The sequence below is a fragment of the Fortiea contorta PCC 7126 genome (assembly GCF_000332295.1).
Taxonomy (GTDB): domain Bacteria; phylum Cyanobacteriota; class Cyanobacteriia; order Cyanobacteriales; family Nostocaceae; genus Fortiea; species Fortiea contorta.
Genome location: NZ_KB235930.1, coordinates 4,554,692 through 4,573,269 on the forward strand (window position 1 = coordinate 4,554,692; position 18,578 = coordinate 4,573,269).

General features: G+C 42.9%; 16 protein-coding genes and 1 pseudogene. 8 read left to right on the top strand and 9 right to left on the bottom strand.

Annotated elements, in window-relative coordinates:
* Positions 1-444: 444 nt before the first annotated feature.
* Together MIC7126_RS30690 and MIC7126_RS0121160 are read left to right on the top strand one after the other, a co-directional pair.
* Positions 445-564: pseudogene (locus MIC7126_RS30690) on the top strand (creatininase family protein); the annotation flags it as partial.
* Between the two features lie 139 nt (positions 565-703).
* On the top strand, positions 704-1,207 hold the full coding sequence (locus MIC7126_RS0121160) for a 2TM domain-containing protein (protein WP_017655155.1): 504 nt from the start codon (positions 704-706) through the stop codon (positions 1,205-1,207).
* Positions 1,208-1,383: 176 nt separating this feature from the next.
* Here the strand turns inward: MIC7126_RS0121160 and wecB are convergent, their stop codons facing one another.
* Both wecB and MIC7126_RS0121170 read right to left on the bottom strand, forming a co-directional pair.
* Positions 1,384-2,499, bottom strand: a complete 1,116-nt coding sequence (gene wecB, locus MIC7126_RS0121165; protein WP_017655156.1) for a non-hydrolyzing UDP-N-acetylglucosamine 2-epimerase — start codon at positions 2,497-2,499, stop codon at positions 1,384-1,386.
* 194 nt (positions 2,500-2,693) lie between these two features.
* Positions 2,694-3,068, bottom strand: coding sequence for a hypothetical protein (locus MIC7126_RS0121170; protein WP_017655157.1), 375 nt, complete (start codon positions 3,066-3,068; stop codon positions 2,694-2,696).
* A 642-nt stretch (positions 3,069-3,710) separates the two neighbouring features.
* Here MIC7126_RS0121170 and MIC7126_RS0121175 point away from each other — a divergent pair.
* The gene (locus MIC7126_RS0121175) at positions 3,711-5,009 is read left to right on the top strand and encodes a type IV pilus twitching motility protein PilT (RefSeq protein ID WP_017655158.1); all 1,299 of its coding nucleotides are present in this window, start codon (positions 3,711-3,713) and stop codon (positions 5,007-5,009) included.
* Between the two features lie 56 nt (positions 5,010-5,065).
* The gene (locus tag MIC7126_RS0121180) at positions 5,066-5,827 is read left to right on the top strand and encodes a circadian clock KaiB family protein (protein WP_017655159.1); all 762 of its coding nucleotides are present in this window, start codon (positions 5,066-5,068) and stop codon (positions 5,825-5,827) included.
* A 90-nt stretch (positions 5,828-5,917) separates the two neighbouring features.
* Here MIC7126_RS0121180 and MIC7126_RS0121185 read toward each other — a convergent pair whose 3' ends face one another.
* The 4 genes from MIC7126_RS0121185 to MIC7126_RS0121205 form a co-directional block, all read right to left on the bottom strand.
* On the bottom strand, positions 5,918-6,361 hold the full coding sequence (locus MIC7126_RS0121185; protein WP_017655160.1) for an SRPBCC family protein: 444 nt from the start codon (positions 6,359-6,361) through the stop codon (positions 5,918-5,920).
* Between the two features lie 32 nt (positions 6,362-6,393).
* Positions 6,394-7,833, bottom strand: a complete 1,440-nt coding sequence (gene zds / locus MIC7126_RS0121190) for a 9,9'-di-cis-zeta-carotene desaturase (RefSeq protein WP_017655161.1) — start codon at positions 7,831-7,833, stop codon at positions 6,394-6,396.
* A 254-nt stretch (positions 7,834-8,087) separates the two neighbouring features.
* Positions 8,088-8,264, bottom strand: a complete 177-nt coding sequence (locus tag MIC7126_RS0121195; protein ID WP_017655162.1) for a ribbon-helix-helix domain-containing protein — start codon at positions 8,262-8,264, stop codon at positions 8,088-8,090.
* 1,613 nt (positions 8,265-9,877) lie between these two features.
* Positions 9,878-11,515, bottom strand: coding sequence for a DUF6930 domain-containing protein (locus tag MIC7126_RS0121205; protein WP_017655164.1), 1,638 nt, complete (start codon positions 11,513-11,515; stop codon positions 9,878-9,880).
* Positions 11,516-11,923: 408 nt separating this feature from the next.
* Between MIC7126_RS0121205 and MIC7126_RS0121210 the strand changes: the two genes are divergently transcribed.
* The 3 genes from MIC7126_RS0121210 to MIC7126_RS0121220 all read left to right on the top strand — a co-directional run bounded on the left by MIC7126_RS0121210 (position 11,924) and on the right by MIC7126_RS0121220 (position 13,126).
* Positions 11,924-12,280 carry an iron-sulfur cluster assembly accessory protein gene (locus tag MIC7126_RS0121210; RefSeq protein ID WP_017655165.1) on the top strand — a complete coding sequence of 119 codons (357 nt, stop codon included), beginning with the start codon at positions 11,924-11,926 and terminating at the stop codon, positions 12,278-12,280.
* Between the two features lie 66 nt (positions 12,281-12,346).
* A complete protein-coding gene (locus MIC7126_RS0121215) occupies positions 12,347-12,769 on the top strand; it encodes a tetratricopeptide repeat protein (RefSeq protein WP_017655166.1) in 423 nt (140 codons plus the stop codon).
* Positions 12,770-12,871: 102 nt separating this feature from the next.
* Entirely contained in the window at positions 12,872-13,126 is a 255-nt protein-coding gene (locus tag MIC7126_RS0121220) for a hypothetical protein (protein WP_017655167.1), read from the top strand.
* 63 nt (positions 13,127-13,189) lie between these two features.
* Here MIC7126_RS0121220 and thyD read toward each other — a convergent pair whose 3' ends face one another.
* A complete protein-coding gene (thyD, locus tag MIC7126_RS0121225) occupies positions 13,190-14,110 on the bottom strand; it encodes a thylakoid membrane protein ThyD (protein WP_017655168.1) in 921 nt (306 codons plus the stop codon).
* Between the two features lie 190 nt (positions 14,111-14,300).
* Between thyD and MIC7126_RS0121230 the strand changes: the two genes are divergently transcribed.
* Positions 14,301-14,648, top strand: coding sequence for a hypothetical protein (locus MIC7126_RS0121230; protein WP_026100434.1), 348 nt, complete (start codon positions 14,301-14,303; stop codon positions 14,646-14,648).
* A 222-nt stretch (positions 14,649-14,870) separates the two neighbouring features.
* Here the strand turns inward: MIC7126_RS0121230 and MIC7126_RS0121235 are convergent, their stop codons facing one another.
* Complete coding sequence (locus tag MIC7126_RS0121235) at positions 14,871-15,371, bottom strand: FHA domain-containing protein (RefSeq protein WP_026100435.1); 501 nt, start codon at positions 15,369-15,371, stop codon at positions 14,871-14,873.
* Positions 15,372-15,653: 282 nt separating this feature from the next.
* Positions 15,654-18,083, bottom strand: coding sequence for a heavy metal translocating P-type ATPase (locus MIC7126_RS0121240; protein ID WP_017655171.1), 2,430 nt, complete (start codon positions 18,081-18,083; stop codon positions 15,654-15,656).
* Positions 18,084-18,578 lie beyond the last annotated feature (495 nt).

Here is an 18,578-nt window from a genome sequence, read left to right on the forward strand (position 1 = left end):
CTCGTAGAGAAGCTTTACGCTGCGCTAATACCATTTCACTTTAATAATGATACAAACACGTTGGTAGGGAACAGTGCCCATTGGTGTCAACTTAAGCCACAGATGGCTGATTGCAGGGCTTACCTACCCGCCAGGGAATGAATTCCCTCTCTTATAGCTGAAGTCTACTAAAGTAGACTAGGAATTTGTGAGAATTTTCAGTCATCTTGAGATGACTTAAGCTATGAGACTCAGAATTCATTGTGAGGCGGGACAAGGCTTTCACGTTAAGTTGACACGTATGGGCAGTGCCGTGCCCCTACGAGAAATCTATCTGTATCAACTTTTTCGTGAATTGGTATAACGCCAGTCGCCTACGGTGAGAAAACGCCTCATGCGCGCTGGGCTGGATTCACCGCAACGCAGTTGCTCAACCCACTCTTGAGCATCCATTCCAGACAAGAAATTGGCGACGCGACTACAACCACTAGAGAAAAAGGCGATCGCATTCTTGAGTCTGTCTCTAACGGCTGGGTAGAAGTTATCAAAGAAATTTATGCCTTTCGACAACCCCAGCCTAGTTAATATTTGCAGAAATTTCTACCGACAGCACTATCTAGATTTGCTAGTCTAGGGATAATGGCAGGATAGCTGTTGGTGATGTAGCTGTTTAACGGCTATCAGGCGAAAAATTAGTATTAAAAGTAGTATAACTGCAAAAACTATGACGGCATCAGAACCCCAAATCGTCCGTTCTTATAGCCAAGAAGACATACAGCAAATTCTCCAGTTGGCGATCGCCCGTCAAGCTGACGATCCAGACAAGGAATTTTCTTACCAGGAATTGTTAGAAATCGCTGCTGAATTAGAAATATCTGTAGAGACTCTCAGACTAGCAGAAAATGACTGGCTAGTGCAACAAAGTGATGTACAACAGCGGCGAGTTTTTGATACTTACCGCCGGGGAAAATTTAAGAAGCGGGCTGGCAACTATGCTATCATCAACGGCTTTTTAATACTAGTCGATCTCATGGCTGGTGGCGGTCTGGCTTGGTCACTTTACACTTTACTCTTTTCTGGGTCAGCTGTCGGGCTTGATGCTTGGAATACTTTTCAATCTAAAGGCGAAGATTATGAAACAGCTTACCAAAAGTGGCGCCGCAAGCATCAAATTAAAAAAACCATTAACTCAGTGGTGAGTAAATGGTTTAAAGCTTTGCAAATCTAAAGGTCGCGGTTTGTCAGCTCCCAAGCCATAACAATTGAGGTGTTGTTGATTGCTTGTATGAAAAATCTTGTAGAAACGTAAATTTTTACGTCTCTACATTTAAATTCTGCAAAGCCACAATTTAACTATTAAATGCACCCTTAAGGAATTAAAGATAATAGTTCCAACTGTTTTGTTTATGTATTTTGCAAGTAGTTTTGCACAATTTGCAAAATGCGCTCTGCAGCTTGACCATCACCAAAAGGATTAATGGCGTTAGCCATTGCTGCGTAAGCATCGGGATTACTCAATAACTCAGATGCAGCCGTTGTGATACTTTCGGTAGCAGTACCGACCAGTTTAGCAGTACCTGCACTCACCGCTTCTGGTCTTTCTGTGGTTTCACGCAGCACTAATACTGGTTTTCCTAAGCTGGGCGCTTCTTCTTGTAATCCGCCAGAATCAGTTAGTAAGAAATAAGAGCGAGCGATCGCTCCCACCAACTCAGCATAATCTAGAGGTTCTGTCAAGAAAATTCGCGGATGATTACCCAACAAAGCTTGTAGAGGTTCCCTCACCGTTGGATTGCGGTGTAATGGTAGCAGTAAAGCTGTATCCGGAAACTTGTCTAAGATTTGTAAAAACCCTTGAGCAATTCCCTGTAGCGGTTCTCCCCAATTTTCTCGACGGTGGACTGTCGCCAATAAAGGACGATATAAATTCCAGTCCAAGCCAGGAACTTTGCAGACTGGTTGGGTAGCAGCCACATTCAACAATGCATCAATAACTGTGTTACCAGTCAAATGAATCTCGCCTAAAACACCAGAACGCTGTAAATTTTCCACAGCCAAGGGCGTTGGTGCAAAGTGCAACTGGGTAATTTGTGAAATTAACCGCCGACTAGCTTCCTCTGGGTAAGGATTAAATATGTCATCAGTTCTTAAGCCAGCTTCCACATGACCGACGGAAATTTTTTGGTAAAAAGCAGCCAAAGCCGCCGCAAAAGCTGTAGTCGTATCACCTTGGACAATTACCAAATCCGGCCTGTTTTCTCGAAATAAAGCCTCCAAGCCCCGCAAACTGCGACAAGTAATATCGCTGAGTGTTTGTTGCGGCTGCATAATTTCCAGATTTCCATCAGCTTGGAGATGAAATAGCTGCATAACTTGATCCACCATCTCACGATGCTGACCAGTCAAAATCACTTGCAACTCAAAATCTGGAGATTGCCGAAAAACCTGAATCACCGGCGCCAGTTTAATGGCTTCGGGGCGAGTACCCAAAATAACATAAACTCGTTTTTGATTAGTCATTGGCTAATAGTGAATAATTATTAGTCAATAGTCAATGGTCGATAGTTAAGGGTCAATAGTCAATAGTTTAGCGGTACTAAATTCAGTATCTTTACTGATTCTTTATGTGACAGTGTATGTTTAATGATCAATAACCATGAAAAAACCCGGCTTGACCGGGCAGATGCACTGTTTGTCGAATTTGGGGATGATGACTATGGTTTGAGGTCACAAGTTAAAGGGCAAGCGGCATAGACAGTAGTTTGCATTTGCTCTGCCTCTCCATGCAACCAACTTAACCATTTAATTTCGTTTGGATGTACACCTTTGAAGGTGAGTACACCAGCTGCAATGACGACTGCCATCACATTAAACATAATCAAACCGCCCGCTACCAGCAAAACAGCACTCACCGGCATGACTGACTGCAACACAATTGACAACAAACATCCCACCGTCGCCATCAAAACCACCAACGGGAAGCCGACAACCAGTAAGCATACTGCCAATGTAAACGTCCAGATCAAAAAGCTTTTGACCATCAATAAGGAGTAGGTCTTACCCAGATTAGAGCTATCAGCCGAAACCATGACTTTTCCTCCCAGATAAATAACAAAAAATTGACCTCAGTCTGATGTTGCTTTTGGCAACTAAGCTGAATCTTCTAGTGAAGTTCAGTATATAAAAACCATCTGAGAAGATGAGCATTTATTTACTAAACTTTACAGTTAGGTTTTAATAATTATGAATGTAAAGTTGGGTTTCCTTTTAGAGGAAAAACTAGTTTTCAGCATCTATCTGCAGGAATAGACTGTAAACGCCATACATCGTCTAGCTGCTTTGCCGCCCTCTCCAGCCCATTTTGCTTAACATTTCTTATAATAATTCCCCAGACTTCTCATAATTATCTAGCGGGCTTGAATGCATATTTTGGTATCGATGCTGTTATTCATTGTCAGTAGTTAGTGATGTTAGTTAAAAATTTTAGTTTTATAAATTACTTAGATAACCCAATATTAATACTGAGGTAAAAGCAGGTATGTAGTGTGTTAAACAAGTTTATGTAAGGTTTAAAACCTAGTATACAAATTTTAAATGCTGGAGGTTGAAGTTAAAAAATATACTTTTACTCAAAATAAACCAGCGCTAAACGTCCGGATACCGAGTACCTTACCTTGTTTGAGGCATTTTCAGACTGAGTTTAAATTTTGCCTACCAAATTTTAAAGATATATGACAGAAACACATCAACCCTTAAATTCCCATTTTGCTGCTACACGTAATGTGCCACCAATGCCGCCACCACCGCCAACGATTGTTACACAGCGACAAGCTACAGAAACGCTGGATCTGTCAGCAAATCAACATTCCCTTTACCCTCCGACTCAAACCGTATCACCACCGCCCTTAGCCCATCGTCCGGGGACGCCACCACCAATCCCGCAAACTGCAAGCGCGACCAGCAACAGTTCAAGATTGACTTTAGAGCGCCTCATTAAAGAGGCTTATGATCAAGGTTTTTCTGATATCCATCTGGGCGTAGGTGAAATACCTCGCTTCCGCAACCGGGGGGAAATCCAACCAACAGAATATCCGGAAACAGATAGAGAAAGTTTTATGAGTTGGTTACGGGAGGTAATGACTGAGGCTGAAATTCAGCGTTTTGAAGAATATTTAGAATTTGACGGTGCGACTCAATATGATTTCGCCCGTGTGCGGATCAATGTTTTTGGTTCCCTGAAAGGGCCAGCGATGGTGCTGCGGTTGATTCCACTGAAAATTTTGACCATGGAACAGCTGAGATTACCTCCCGTGTTCCGGGATATCTGCCATTCTCATAAAGGGTTAATTCTAGTGACTGGGCCTACCGGTTCTGGTAAGTCTACAACCATGGCGGCAATGATTGACTATATCAATAAAGAAATGGCCAAGCACATCATCACTATTGAAGACCCGATAGAATTTGTCCACCAAAGCCGCAAATCTTTAGTCAAGCAGCGAGAAGTGGGAATGCACACTCGCAAATTTGATAACGCTTTGAAAGCAGCTTTGCGGGAAGATCCAGATTTGATTCTGGTGGGAGAAATGCGAGATAAAGAGACGGTCAACACCGCCCTGAAAGCGGCGCAGACTGGTCACTTGGTGATGGGGACTCTCCACACAAATAGTGCAGTCAAGACCATCGAACGGATTTTAAATCTCTACTCAGCAGAAGAACAGGATTCGATGCGGGTGGCTGTTTCTGAGTCTTTAGTCGCAGTGATTGCTCAAGGTTTGTGCCGTACTACCGATGGCAAGCGGGCGGCATTTCACGATATCCTAATCAACACTGATGCCATCAAAGAGTGGATTAAGGATGGTAAATATGATGAAATTGGCGAGTTGATGAAACAAGCTGGTTTTGATGGCATGATTACTATGAACCAGTCCCTACTCAATCTTTATCAGGATGGTCGCATCACTGAAGAAACTGCTTTGGAAATGTCACCAACTCCTAATGAAATGGCCCAATTCCTGCGAGGACGAGTTTAATCAAAGCTAAGAGTCCAGGGTCAAAGTCCCCCATACCTTAATTCCCTGTAAATGACTTGACTAAAGATAAAGTATCTAAGCCCCAGTTGTTTAAAGGGATTGCCCTGTTTACACCTGGAGGAGATTTAATTTACTGCATCGATCCTGACAAACAGGGTCGATGGCATTTGCATTTGTGTGCTGCTTTACAGGAAATTTTAGATTTACCAGAATTGCCACATTTTTTAGTGCCTTGTTACACTGCAACTGTTGACCACTGGTTAGATCCGCGCTCTCAACAGGTAAGGACTTTCGCGGAGGCATATCCGGCGGTGATGCGACATCAGGCGGTGCTCAATGCTATTTTTAGCACGGGGGAATTGGTATGGCAAGCTGCCCCTTGGCAAGAGGGAATGTGCGATCGCATGGTGTTAGCAACTTATCGCGCTTCGTTTCCCCAACTTTGGGAAGACCACGACTTGATTGTCCGTTTAGATATAGCTGAGGCTGGTTCAAAATATCGCCGCGCCGGGACATCACCACCCAAATTGCAACTTAACACTCAAGGCTATGTTTTGCGGCTATTTGTGGCTGGACATAGTGCCAATACTGAACGTATTCTCCATAATCTACACGAATTGTTAGAGCGATCGCTAAGACACCCATACACTTTAAAGGTGGTTGATGTCCTCACTAATCCAGAGCAAGCAGAAATCGATCAAGTTTCTGCCACTCCCACCCTCGTTAAAGTCTGGCCTTACCCAATTCGGCGCATTGTCGGGGATTTAGATTATGCGGAAAAAATCTTGCAAATGTTAGGTACTCAAGAAAAATTTTAGCTTTGGTTTTTCCGGGAAGGGGTTAGGGATTAGGGGTTAGGGTAGAAAATCTATAAAGCTTGTTGATTCTTGCTGAGTACTGGCTATGAGTTAATTTACCTTCATGCTTAAGGCATATTCTCTAAACCTTTCTAAATCAGCTTTAATTGTTGACTCTACTGCTTTTCCCAAGAACAAGTTATCCATAATTTTACCGATCATGCCGGGGATGGCGTAGGATACGGTCATTTTGACTATACTACTGCCGTGGCGATCGTAAAAACGGATCGCTCCCTGATTCGGCAAACCATCAATTGATTCCCATTGGATGATTTGGTGGGGAATCACTTTCAGAATCCGGGATTTCCAAGTAAATTCTAGACCGCCTGTATTGAGTTTCCAAAGAGATATATCGGGGTTATCTGGCGGTATTTTTACTGAATCAATCCATTTCATCCATTTGGGCATTTGTTCTAAATCAGACCAGAGGCTCCAAACTAATTCTATGGGAGCTTCTACCTCTACCTGGACGGTATGCTCTAACCAGTCTGCCATGCTTTTTATACCTCTGTATCCTTTGCAGTGAGTTATTTTTTGATACTTGCCAATATCACTTTTGCTGCACGCCTGCCGGAAATTGTCGCCCCCTCCATGCTGTCGATATAATCTTGCTGTGTGTAGCTACCTGCAAGGAAAAAGTTAGATACTGGTGTTTTTTGATCGGGACGATACACATCCATTCCTGGTGCTTCCCGGTATAAAGACTGTGCCAGTTTGACTACACTATACCAAGTCATGTTGAGTTCTCTTGACGAGGGAAACAGTTCATGCACTTGCTTGAGGACATGGTGGGCGATCGCCTCGTTGCTTTGTTTAATAAACGGATCTCCTGGTGTCAACACTAGTTGCATCAATGATCCCTGTCCTGGGCGATAATAGTCAGCCGGACTAGTCAAGGCCAAATCAGCAAAACAAGAAAAGTCTGCATCGGCGGTGTACAGTAAATTATCTATTCCTACTGCTTGATTAAGCTGTTTCCTTTGCTCTTGATCTTGCAGTTCTGTCACCCAGCCATCGAATCGCAACTGCACCGTCGCCACGGGTACTGCATCAAGTTGATAAATTTTGTCAAATTCTGACCATTTCCGCCATTCCTGGGGGAGAATACGCTGAATTCCTGGGACATCGCAGGCGAAGACGTAGGCGTCTGCGGTGATTGTTTCTACGGCGTCGCCTTGGGCAACGGTTATACCTGTAACATGGGTTTGGGCATCCGATTCAGTAAACTGAATTTCCCTGACTTGGCGACGGGTATGAATTTGAGTACCTCTGGCTGTTAAGTATTCCAAAATGGGTTTATGCAGGTATTCGTGGGGGGAACCCTCCAACATCCGCAAGATTGAGGCTTCAGTTTTTACAGCAAAAAACTGAAATATTGTCAACATGCAACGGGCGGAAATGTTTTCGCAGTCGATAAATCCCAGGGCGTAGGCGATGGGGTTCCACAGGCGTTTGATGCTCCCTTGGCTACCACCATGACTGCGAAACCAGTCAGCAAAGCTGATTTTATCGAGGTTGCGGATGTTTTGCATGGCACCGTCGAAATCGACTAAGCCGCGGACAATGGGACTGGTTCCCAAAGCGATCGCATTTTGCAATTTATCCTGCAAAGATAGTTGAGAAGTTGTAAAAAATGCTTTTAATCCGTTGAAAGGCGCACCCGTGAAGAAGCGAAAGTCCAGCGCACCAGTACGTCCACCTTTGTTGATAAAAGTGTGAGTATGCTCTTTGAGGCGCAAGTTTTCTAACGCCCCTACTTTCTTCATTAAATCAAACAGTTGGTAGTAGCACCCAAAAAATACATGCAGCCCCATTTCAATGTGGTTGCCATCACTGTCAACCCAACTACCGACCTTACCACCGACAAACGGACGAGACTCAAAAATGTGAACTTCACAGCCAGCATCGGCTAAGTCTACTGCAGTTGCTAGCCCAGCTAGTCCCGCACCTACGATTGCAACGCGCATTCCGTCGTTCCTTTTCAGTTTCTTTACAGATTGTAACTGGGTTGGTGGCGGAATTTGCTACTCACATTCATTTCCAGGGGTGTATCCGGGTACGGTGATTCCCTCCCCTTTAGTATGTGCTTAATATTTTTTGATTATTTAAATCATGATCATGCTCAACTTATATGCGTGGTACAATTTAGCTTTAAGAAGCAAACATTTTAGGTATGTTTGGGTTAGCAAAACCATTGTCTGCCACCCCGTTAAAATACTACCTATTTGCTTCCCTCTTTAGTATCTTCTGAGACGGATAAACCTCTAATTAGTTCTCGAATTACATCCGTTGCTGGTCTACCAGTCTGCGAACAATATTGATCTAATTTTTCCGCTTCCTGTGCTGCGAGATTGACAGTTATGCGTTTAACGGCCCACTTTTTATTTGTCATTATCATGCTAGTTGCTGTGTATTAACATCATTAAAGACATCGGAACTTAAAAGGTGAAAAAGTTTAGATTATCGAAGTTAGTGTCAGAAAACCAGCAATGCCATTAATACTAAAATATTTATTTTGTCAGAAGTTCTCCATTTTCCAATAAAATATAAAAACCAAGCGTTATTTGTGACTGATGTGACAGGAAAAATAGCGCACACTCAGTGTTTAATAAAACTTACCTCAATGCAACTTTGAATCAAAACGGAAAATTGAAGGTGATAAGTATTTGAACACAAATAAATATCACTCGTAGAGGACGGTAATAGAGAATGGGTCATAAGGCATAGGAAAAACACAGTTACATTTAATGATGTCCGCTTACTTAGATAAATTTGATCCTCAAAATTAACTCAATCAAGGTTTACGGAATTTTCTTTATCAAAAGCATTTGTTCTGAAGTATGGAGAGTGTTGAGCACAACCTCTGAAAGAGAGATTTGCTACGGCAACTGACAATTAAACAAGAGAATCATTAGCGTTGTGGAATGCTACCTTGTAAGTGCATTGCCTAATGTATATAAGTGATTATTCATCTATTTTAAAGTGCAAGTCAACAGGCGATCGCTCTAAATGCAAACATATTCTTGTCTGCATCTGCCTGTTATTATCCAATTGTTTACTTACAGAGCCGCTGAGTATAAGACTATAGCCTATGTGCTATTTTTTTCATAGACTTCTCCAGTACATTTGTCATTTTTTCTCTTAGCTTTCTAATTTATCTCCCAAACATCGGGTGCTGTCTTGCTGCAATTAATTACTATGACATTAATGTCTGAGTGTTTAACTTCCACCAATAGGAAGAGTTCAGCAGGTTTTGAGATTTTTATACTAAATATCTTCAAATATTGCCTTATTTCCATAGTTGTTAAACCAATATATTCTGTCAATTTGACAAGTTTACAAACAAGATTTTCAGGAAATTTAATTAATTATTAAATTGCCAGATTTGTTTTTAAAATCAAACTCTTAACAGATGAAACTGCGGTTTATTCAATCATTATTTGTTTGTCCTTTTACACGTAAAAATTATTGTACACTCCCAGCTTTTTAGAGTGCATTTATTATAGCCATAATTAATAACCTTTAAATAATCTTCATTCCCAGCCTAGATAATCAGATTATCCATTTTTTATAAAAAAATTACAAAGAAAACCTCAACATTATAAAATTTCGATAAACAATACTAGTATTTCCAGGGATACTTAAGGCAAAAAATAACCAAAAAATATCAGACATTAATATCTATTGGCTGAAATTTTATTTAATCACTCATTGCAGAGATATTTTTGAGAGTTTTTGCTAAATTTTCGCAATTGAAACAGTCAAAATTCTCTTTGAAGAAATATGAAAACATCAATACTTCATAAAGTTTTGGCAAAGGAACTCATCGCTTGTTGTCAGCGAATATACACATATAGTGGATTTATGTGAAAATAGAGGCTAGGAATTAGGAGCTAGAAAAGAGGAATTTTTATACATTGTTGTGTATTCCCACGGAATTTAGAGACGTTGCATTGCAAAGCCTCTACGAAGGTTTTAGGTATAGCCATGCTGGGGCTAAGACACAGATAATTATTCAAATTGCAACTGAGGAATCAGCTGGAGAGTACCGATACCTAAATCCTTGGGTGAGAGCGATCGCGCTTCAAATACAGCCATCATGTCGCGCAGTTGGGGATTTCCCCTCGCAGCCCCCGTTAGTCCTTTAGCGATAATCAAACCGCAGTGGCCCTGAGTATTTTTACAACGCTGATTCCATTTTTTGCGTGCTTCTATATGGGTGGGATCATTATCTAGAAACTCACCAAATAAGAATAACTCACCATTTTGAGTTTGCAATAAACCCAAATCATAGCTATCACCATCATCAAAAGAATCGGCTCCAGGATTAAAACAAATAGCTTTCAATCCGCCAGAAGCCTCGATATTTTCAATTACAGTTTTAGCCTTGGGACGGGAAGTTTGAATTAAAATTACAGGCAATCCGTCACCGACTTTTCTCATATCACCAATTTGATGATAGGTAACTCCTTGGTGGAGGTATTCTAGCATTTCCCAAGAAACTACTCCCAAGCTGAGAAACGAATCTTCCGGAATCAAATCATCTCGCAAAGAGCGAAACATCGGATTTGATGGATCAATAGCTGCTTCTTGGTCGCCTGCGCCTACCATTTCTTCTAATTCCGCTGCTAATTGCGGCATAGTAGAAACAGTCACAGATACTGATTTAGAAGCTTCTTCTACTAAATGGGGGAGAGAAATACGATAGCGACGGCTGACTTGGGGGAAAGAATTTGTATAAAGTTGGCGACGGTGATCGCGGATAAAACGACTGAGGCTTTCCAAAGCTACAAAAACTATTAGCGCTTCTTCATCATATAAAACAGACCTGAGTCCTTCTAAAGGGTGGATATTACCAAAAGTTGGGTCAAGTTCTCCTAGGGGTAGATCGAGTAAATGGCTGGTATTTCTATCAAATTGGTCTGGTTCTTCAAAAGTCAAAAACAAGCAATCTTGTTTCAAGAAAGCTTCTTCTAAACGTCCTTCTGATTCCTCATTTCTTAAAACTGCAGCGCGAAACTGTTTGAGGGAATCTTCAGAACGATATAACAAAATTCCATATTCCATCCCCAGCATTCCCATGACTGAAGCATAGAGTGTACCCACATCCCATTTATTAATTTCTATAGATAAAATTTGCTGTTCCTCTAAAAATTCCCATGGTGCTGCTTGCCAAATAGCATAGGCTTTTTCTCGCAAACTTTGGGCATATTGTGGCGGTAAATCGGGAATTTGGCTATCAAGAATGTCGGAAAAAGAGCGGAACAACTCGTCAATTAAAGGCAATTCTGGTAAATAGTCAATAGCAATATCCAAGTCTTGTAAGACACCGCGTAAATAAAATTGGATTTCGCGATCGCGCACGACAATTCTTTGGGGCCTGGCTGGTTTAGCAGGACTGTGGGGATGCTCCATGGCTCGCATTAAGGTACGGACAACTGCTTCGGGCCCAGTTTCTGAGCTGACTACATCCATTCCGCGAACAATCCCTTGGGAGCCATCCACCCAAAGAATACAATCGCCCTTAGCCTCCAAATCCTCAATGCTCTTTTGTGACGACGACAATGGACGACGATCGCCTTCCCACACAGAAGGAATTTGAGTTAATTTCTTCAACCGACGACTGGTAGAGCGATTAAAACTGGTCATAGAGTAAATTAATCAAAACAAGCATGATGTTCGTGACTTTTGGCAATGGCCAGCCTCGGAACTATTCTTCCTGGCTGTACCCTCTGTGAAGGGAGAATTGGTTACGGTTTGCTGCTACACAGTGAGTAGGATTGTGGGCGATGGCTCTCATGTCCCCCTTCCCTGGCTCCCCTGGTTGATGATGGCGACTCAGGCTGCAGTGCAGCGAAAATTCCAAAAATATCGCATCTCTAATTACACCGAGTCTTTCAATTCTAGAATAAAAACCCATGGCTGCTTTTGACAGAGTGTTTACAATTTGGCAACTAGAGACATCAATGTCGCTAGAATTAATATAAAAACACTAAAGAGGCAATAAAAAGCCTGTACTGGGTATTGATCACACTAGTTAAGGACTGGAAACAGCAAATGACACAAGTAACTGCGCCTCAACAGAGCGGAATTATGTTGAGCGAAACCGCACTAAACCAAGTCAAATCCCTCCGGGACAAACAAGGTAAAGACTTTTGTTTAAGGGTAGGAGTGCGACAAGGCGGCTGCTCTGGGATGTCTTACATGATGGACTTTGAAGATACCAGCAAGATCAGTCCTCAGGACGAAGTTTTTGACTACGACGGGTTTAAAATCGTTTGCGATCGCAAAAGCTTGTTATACCTCTATGGTTTAATGCTCGATTATAGCGATGCCATGATTGGTGGCGGTTTTCAATTCACTAATCCTAACGCTAATCAAACCTGCGGTTGCGGGAAGTCATTTGGGGTGTAATATTGTCATTTGTGATTGAACAACTGAACAAATCACAAATGACCAATATCTCATCACTGAATTAATATGACTCAAACAGTAGAATCCCTGTTTGATACAGGTTTAGAACGCTATAAAGCAGGAGATGCTGTTGCTGATTTAATTCCTGTATTTAAAGAAGTTTGCGATCGTGCTCCCAAAAGCAGTCCCGCTTGGACTTGTTTAGCTTGGTTGTATCTACTCGACAATAAAGCCAACTTTGCTTATAAAGCAGCCCAAAAGGCAGTCAAGTTAAATCCTCAAGACCCGCAAGCTAGAGTGAATTTAGCCATCGCTATGCTAGAAACTGGTCAGAAAGGTCTGCGAGAACATGTAGATTTTGCCCAACAGTTAATTTTTGTCAACCCAGATTGGCGAGATGAAATCCTCAACAGCATCGAAGACGGTTTAAGCAGAAAACCAGATTGGCAAAGTTTAGTCAAGATCAAAGGTTGGTTGTTTAATGAATAGCCGCTAGAACCTAGGGGTGAGGAACAAGCTCGCTCGACAATTCAAAATAAATCTTTTTCACCCCTAATCCCCAGCCTCTAACCCTTAACCCCTAACCCCCAGATGAAAGATAAATTTTTAGGATGGCTAAACCTGATTTTAGTTGCTGATGTATTTCTAGTTTTATTCGGCTTTGGGTGGTTAGCGATCGCTGCAGTTGGTGACGCTTCTGGAGTAAACTTAGGTCTAGACTTGTGGCATCAATTATGGCAGCCCCTATTCAACCCAGCCATTGGTATTCTCATGGGTGGCGCCCTCCTCAGCGGTTTAATTAGTTGGATTTCGCAAAAATTCCCGCAATTTGGCAAAGGGGAATAGAGAACGGTATTTCTATCCATACCCCTCGCCCGTGGGACTGCGCTCGTGGGACTTCGCGCAGTCCTATTTCAAAATTTCCTTGAGTGCTGATAGCAATTGCGGATATTGGTACTCAAACCCTGATTCCAAAGTCCGCTTGGGGATGACTTGTTGACCTTCTAAGACTACTTTGGCTCCGTCTCCTAAGAGGGCTTCCAAAGCGAACGCCGGAACTGGTAGCCAAGAAGGGCGACCCATAACTTGTCCCATTGCTTGCGCTAAATCTGCCATGCGAACGGGGTGAGGGGCGGTACCATTGTATACCCCTTCAATTTCTGATTTGGTTAAAGCTTGCAGAATCAGATTGACCAAATCGTCTAAATGAATCCAAGAAAACCACTGGCGACCGCTACCAATAGGCCCACCAGCAAAGAGTTTGAATGGAGTAATCATTTTACCTAAAGCCCCACCCAAACCGAGGACAATACCCAAGCGGAAAATCACCAATCGGACACCAGCATCTTTAACTTTTGCTGCTTCCGCTTCCCAAGCTTGACAGACTTGGGCGAGAAAATCGTTGCCAGCATGGCTATTTTCATCAAAGGTGGCTGTTTCACTGGTGCCGTAGTAGCCAATTGCCGAAGCATTAATTAACACACTCGGTTTAGGATTGGCCTTAACTATGGCTTCGACGATTTTTTGTGTACCTAGCTGACGACTATTGAGAATTTCCTGCTGATGTGCTGGTGTCCAGCGTTCCTCAGCGATGGGTTCTCCCGCTAAATTGACTACAGCATCACAAAGAGCGATCGCATCTTGCCAAGAACCCGATACAGTCGGTGTATAAGCCAAAATTTCTACATTTGTGAAGGACTCGGAGGGAAAAACTCTCTGGGCTGAGGCGGTGTTACGAGTTAATACCAACACTCTATGACCTTCTTGGTGGAGTCGTTCGACTAGACGACTACCGACAAATCCTGTTGCTCCTGTAACTGCTACTTTCATCTGCACCTCTGCTAAATTGGTTATTTGTTATTGGTTATGTCCCCTAACGCCACTTGCAATGTGCTTCTTGACTATAGTCGAGGGGTGGCTCCCTCATTCGCCAAATTTTTTATAAATCTATAAGTGACTGGTCGTTTAGAGCCTTCAGTATTATAGGATGGACGGATTGTTGCAAGCGCGTGGGGCTATTATGGCTCGCTATACCTGTTCATTCATCGTTTCTGTTCCCATTGACCATCTTCAAGAGTTGCTAATAGATTTACTACAAAACTGTGAATTGGATGTGCAATACTACACAACCGATTACATCATGGCTCGTGAAATCCCTGGTAATGTTACTTTCTCTAAGTTAGTTACCGTAGAAGTACTGGTTGACAAATCAACAGCTACGGAAGCGGAAACACGGTTAAGTATTGTTGTGAAAAATGAAGAATTGCCACTCCAACTTCATAATCATTGTCGGCAAATGTTTGAATTCGTCAAACAGGCGATTGAACAAAGCCGCCATTGGAATTTGATAGAAAGTCTGGCGGGATAAGTACTGCTACTTATACACATCAAACCTCTATAGTCAAAGATATTTCACGATTTTTAACTTGCTATTTTTGACTAGCGATTTGAGATTTTTGGGATTTTAGGTTCAGTCTTCACCCCCTGAGGGTGACGCCAACTCCTAATCCCAAATCCCAAATTCAAAACAGGTTGACTATGACAAAAACCAGCTAAATTTAGGTGCAACACGCACCAAATAGGCGTGTTTTTAGTCTTCTAGATCCTCAGTCATACCTGGATTTATCAGTGTAATATCATATTCACTAGAATCAGTTTGCCCTGGTCGTTGAGTATTTCTCAATAGATAATAGATGGCACGTACCTGAGGGCCAAAAACGATCTCGTCTTCATTTCTCAGATCGTGGTTGGGCATTTTGCGCCCGTTAACCATCAAACCGTTGGCGCTGGGTTTACCTTTGGCGTCGCCATCAACAATTCGATAATAGTAGCTATGACTATTATGCTCTCGCGGCAATCTCACTAACGTGGCATGGCGACGAGAGACAAATTGTGACGCCAAGCGGATATTACAGTCTCTATCTCTACCGATGGAATAAACAGGTTCTTCTAGAGGAAATTCTTTACGACCTTGATCATCTTCAATAATTAGTAGATGGCTTTCATTAGTGTCTGCTGCCATTGATGTATTTTTGCTATGATCGCTTGCACTGTGATTAATTGAGATGTGTTGAATATCTTTTCCGGCCATTCTCGCGCACTAAAGTCTGTGTTACTGAATCTAAGGATGATTAAAATTCCATACTTTCACTGTCAGAGTAGAACAATTATGCTCTACTCTTTTAGCTACTTTAGCTCTTAGAGGAGCTTGAACAGGTTTTGTGAGACAAAACAAGTAAAGGTTTAAAGCCTGGCCCCTTGTGAGCGAAACAATCCTTGTCTCTCAAGGTAGGTAAAGACCCTGGCTCTTATGGGCGGCTTATTTGTCCCTGTTCCCTTTAATATGAGATTGACAAAACCAAGATGAATTTGGTTAGATGACCTCAGTTTCGGAAACTGAAGGTTTTTGAGCCAATCGTCTTAATAACACTGAGTTGCTGACAACACTAACTGAGCTAAAGGCCATTAATGCGGCGGCGCTAGATGGGCTAAGGACAAAGCCCAAGTTGGGTAACAAAACACCAGCCGCTAAAGGAATACCAATTGTATTATATGCAAAAGCCCAGAATAAATTCTGCCGGATTTTATTAAAGGTGGCACGACTGAGGTAAATTGATTCGACAACATCGCTAAGATGATCGCGCATTAAGACAATTGCTGCAGTTTCCATGGCCACATCACTTCCTGAGTATAGAGCAATGCCGACATCGGCTTGGGATAAAGCTGGGGCATCATTGATCCCATCTCCCACCATCGCCACAACAGCTCCAGATTTGGCTTGTAATTCTTGGATGGCGGCGGCTTTCTTGCTGGGGGGGACACCTGCGATCACATCAGCACTATCTAACCCTAGTTGTTGAGCAATAGCACTGGCGGCTTCTGGGCGATCGCCACTCAACAACATTACCTTTAAACCCATCTGGCGCAATTTGTCAACCGTAGTTTGAGCATCTGGTCTGAGGGTATCAGACACAGCAATCAATCCGGCTAAATTTTCCCCAACAGCGACACCGACGATTGTTTTACCATCCCTCGCCAATTTCTCAGCCGTCTGTTGTGCAGTTTCACTGATAGTGATACCGTGCCAACTCAACCAATCCCAATTACCTAGGAGTACCCTCGTACCTTCAACTACGGCAGATACACCCAATCCTGGCTCTGTGTAAAAATCTACAGCATCTGGAATAGATAGCTGTTGCCTTTGTACTTCCTGTTGAATTGCCTTGGCTAAGGGATGGTATGTGCCGCTTTCTACGGCTGCAGCTAGTTGTAAAATTGATTGTGGATCATTGTCTTTAACGTGCGATCCCTCCGCAATCAGCCAACAATCTGTAACCGTGGGATTACCCGTGGTGAGAGTGCCCGTTTTATCAAAAATGACAGTATTTAGTTGGTGGACTCGTTCTAAAACATCGCCCCCTTTGATTAACAGCCCGCGTTCTGCTCCTATGCCGGTACCGACAAGAATGGCTGTGGGTGTAGCTAGCCCCAAGGCACAGGGACAGGCGACTACCATCACCGCGATCGCTAGTTTTAAACTCACCAATAGTGGGGAGGCTGGGAGAGAATTGTGGGCGCTATGGCTCATCATTTCCATCCCACCGGAAACGTTGACATCTGTCCAGATATGTGTACCTAGAAAATACCAAAAACCAAATGTCAACACCGCCGAGGCCAACACACCATAAGTAAAGTAACCGGCGACTGTATCTGCTAATTTCTGGATCGGGGCTTTACGAGTTTGGGCAGCTTCTACGAGGGCGACAATTTGAGCTAGGGTTGTATCAGCGCCAGTACGGGTAGCCTGAATAGCGATCGCTCCCGACTGGTTGAGAGTTCCGGCTGTGACTTGATCCCCCGGTTGCTTGATGACTGGTACTGCTTCCCCAGTCAGCATCGACTCATCCACGGTAGTTTGTCCATAGCCAATCTCACCATCAACGGGGATTTTATCTCCTGGTAAAATTTGTAACCATTCCCCAACCCGCACTTGTTCGGCAGGAATCTCAACACTAACTGAGCCGACAATAGACTCTTGAGTGTGAATATTTGGGTGAGGAATCAATCTGGCTATTTGGGGCTGGAGCGCTAACAATTGCCTAAACGCAGCAGCGGCCCGACCTCTGGCTTGTTGTTCTAAAGTCCGTCCCAACAAAATAAAGCCCAACATCATCACAGGCTCATCAAAGAAGCACTCCCAACCCATTTGGGGAAACAGTAGAGCCACCAAACTAGCAACATATGCTGTCAGCGATCCCAAGCCAATCAGGGTGTTCATATTGGGACTACCGCGCCGCCAACCCAACCAACCATCTACTAAAATTGGGCGACCAGGAATGATAATAGCGATCGTTGCTAGTCCGCAATGGAACCAAATGTTATTGAAAAATGGCAATAGTGAAGCGCTAATATTGCCAAAATGCCCGATCCCCGACAGCAAAAGCAGCACCAGCGCAGTTATCAACTGCTTGATAGCAGAGCGCATTTCTCGGCGTTGTCGTTCCTGTGGGTCTTCTAGGGCTGATTTTTCACCTGCGGTACTATTTCGGGGCTGAGTTGGGAAACCATTTGCTGTCAATTGCTCTGCCAATACATCCGCATTTACCACACCAACTTCTGACTCAACAACTGCGACCTCTGTTGCTAAGTTCACACAGGCGCTTTTGACTCCAGGCTGTTGAGTTAGCTGTTTTTCTACTGCCTTGACGCACCCGGCGCACTTCATTCCCCCAACATCAAGAATGATTTTTTCTGTCATGGGGATCAGTTCTAGAGCAAGCTTAGTTTTTGGAACAGGTTGCATGGCAAGAGTTTAGTTAGATTCGCTACAAAAAATAATGCCAGACGAAAAATGTCTCTATTTTGAGGGTAGGCGAAATCTGGAACTACGACTGCATGTAAAAAAATTTTAATTTATTAAAATTGCAGATCAACTCTGTTCTCTCGTGGCTGCACAGGGTTAAAAGCCCACCAACTAAGGTCGGCGGGCTGGAGTTAATGAAATTATTAAAATTAAGTAACCAGACAGAATTAATTACACATATTGTTTTTCTGTTCCCTGTTCCCTGTTCCCTGCTATATCTGAGTGTCAACGACGATGCCAGCGCCAACGATTTATGTAAATTATCGCTGCAATTTGTATAGGTAGAACTGCAATTAAACATTTGAGAAAATAGTTGATTTCCCATTGAGACATCAGGCTAAAATATCCAAAGCCCAACAGCATAAATGCGATTAAAATTAGCCTTTGCGGTTGAAAAGTTAACATAATTAAACAGCAAATGTAGATACAGATGGT